Here is a 2,123-nt window from a genome sequence, read left to right on the forward strand (position 1 = left end):
GCCGCGCACGGCCCCGGGGCCGCCGCCCCGCCCGGCGCCCCGCCCCCCCCCCGCGGCGGTGGTCAAGCTCAGCTCTATGGAGCGCAGCGCGGCTGCCAGGGCTGGCGCGTCGCCGACGTCGAGGGCCGTGTCCGTCAGCTTGATGACGTGTTCGTCCCCGTGCGCCAACGCGAGTTCGAAGACCTCTTCGGGGGTGTGGCTGCCGGGCGGGGTGCGGGGGACCGCCGCGCTTCCTCGGCCAGCTCGGCACCACCCGCAAGACCGACCGGACCCGGCTCCAGGCCGACTACGGCCGAGCTCTCCGCATCGTCACCGAGATCGACGCCGCCACCGGCATGAAGGAGGAGTCCGCATGAAAATCTCCGCAGCCCAACGCACCGAGAGCGAGAACCGCATCCGGGCCGCCATGGACCGGCTCCTGCGCGGCGAACTCCCGCCTGGCGGCAAGTGCGACATCAAGACCCTCGCCCGCGAAGCGGCCGTCGACCGCACCGCCTTCTACGGCACCCGTCCCTACGCTCACCTCCGTGGAGAGTTCGAGCGACGTCGGCAGGCCCTGCAGGACGCTGGCGGGATCCCTGACCCTCGCGAAGCCCAGATCACCCGCCTCAAGGCAGAGATCACCAAGCTCAGGGAACGGCTGGCCAAGTCGGAGCAGACCGTCGACGACCTCACGGACTTCCGGACCCAGGCGCTGGCCCGGCTCGCGGCCCAGCACGAGGAGATCGTCCACCTACGCGGGATCACCATCGCGGCAAGTCGCGTGATCCGTCTCCCAACCACCCGAGGCATCACGATCGGATCCTGCAGCTGACCATGACGCTGGCCCACCCACCCACTTCCGCAGCCCAACCTGGCCGATATCGTCGCCCAATGGCTGAAGCACCGGAGAAGTTCGACACCGCGATGACCGCCTGGCAGCAGTGGCAGGACGCCCCGTGGGGAAGACTGCGCTACTCAATTGCCGAGGCCAACCTTGAACGCCATCTCAGCGGCCTGGGCAGTGGCCCGCTTCGAGTGCTCGACCTGGCAGGCGGAGACGGCGGGGACGCTGTCCGGCTCGCTGCCCGCGGACACCACGTCACCGTCGTGGACTACGCGCCCGCCATGCTTCTCGCGGCCACCGAGCGGGCCGCCGAAGCCGGCCTGGCAGAAAAGATCACCTGCGTCGAGGCCGACGTGACCGTTCTTCCCCACGACCTCGCCGCTGGGGCCTTCGACGTGGTGCTCTGCCACAACCTCCTGCAGTACATGGATGACATCCCCAACACCCTCGCTGCCGTCCTCTCCCCGCTGAGGCCCGGTGGCCTGGTCTCTGTGATGGCGGTCAACCGGCATTCCGCGCCGTTGAACATCGCAGTCCGCGACATGGACCCCGCAGCGGCACATGCCGCACTCGAATCCGATCAGCTGCACACACAGATCTTCGACTCCACGTTGACCCTCCATACGGCGGAGGAGATCATCCCTGTCCTGCAGGACCTCGGCTGCAAGGACATCAACCACTACGGCATTCGAAGCTTCTGCGACTACATCACCGACGACGCACGCAAGTACGACCCGGCGTTCTACGCAGACCTCGAACGCCTGGAGCTGGCCGTCACCAACCGCGCGCCCTACATGCACACGGCCCGAATCTTCCAACTCACAGCTCGCAAACAGGACAGCTGATGCCTTCCCGGTTGCCCCAGACCCCGCGTCGCACGTGTCCTGGAGCAGCCGGGCCTCACCACCACCGATCCGGTGTGATCCCAGTCACTCGCACGGTCGCCGAATCGCAACACGTCTCGCCACCATCGGATCGTAAAAGCATCGACAGATCCACTGCACGAATCACCACACGGATACTTCCGCACACGGCCACTGCGGACACAAGAAGGCTCCTCACCACCGACGCCGTCATGAACGGCATGCCGCCCCACATCGCCCAACTGGTCTTGGGTTGAGGATCCCCCGGTGGGCGGGAGGTGCTGATCAGCAGGTCAGGGTGGGTTGATTGGTGTTCAGGTTCGTTCGTTCGGTGGCTGTCTGTTCGGCGTAGTACTTCTCCTCGTACTCGATGGGGCTGAGCCAGCCGAGACGCTTCTGGATGCGGGTGGTGTTGTAGAACCCGTCGATGTACT

Annotated in this window: 3 protein-coding genes and 1 pseudogene; 2 read left to right on the top strand and 2 right to left on the bottom strand. The window is 66.7% G+C overall.

The genetic code is table 11. From position 1 onward, the window contains the following. Window positions 1-66: 66 nt before the first annotated feature. Window positions 67-213, bottom strand: a pseudogene (locus tag ACWC9T_RS41620) (questin oxidase family protein); the annotation flags it as partial. A gap of 139 nt (window positions 214-352) precedes the next feature. Here ACWC9T_RS41620 and ACWC9T_RS41625 point away from each other — a divergent pair. Further along, window positions 353-814: a hypothetical protein gene (locus ACWC9T_RS41625; protein ID WP_449826220.1), complete on the top strand. Its 462-nt coding sequence runs from the start codon at window positions 353-355 to the stop codon at window positions 812-814. Window positions 815-873: 59 nt separating this feature from the next. After that, window positions 874-1,671, top strand: coding sequence for a methyltransferase domain-containing protein (locus tag ACWC9T_RS41630; protein WP_449826221.1), 798 nt, complete (start codon window positions 874-876; stop codon window positions 1,669-1,671). A gap of 303 nt (window positions 1,672-1,974) precedes the next feature. Here the strand turns inward: ACWC9T_RS41630 and ACWC9T_RS41635 are convergent, their stop codons facing one another. After that, the gene (locus ACWC9T_RS41635) at window positions 1,975-2,118 is read right to left on the bottom strand and encodes a hypothetical protein (protein WP_449826222.1); all 144 of its coding nucleotides are present in this window, start codon (window positions 2,116-2,118) and stop codon (window positions 1,975-1,977) included. Between the last annotated feature and the right edge of the window lie 5 nt (window positions 2,119-2,123).

It is taken from the genome of Kitasatospora sp. NPDC001159, assembly GCF_053598235.1.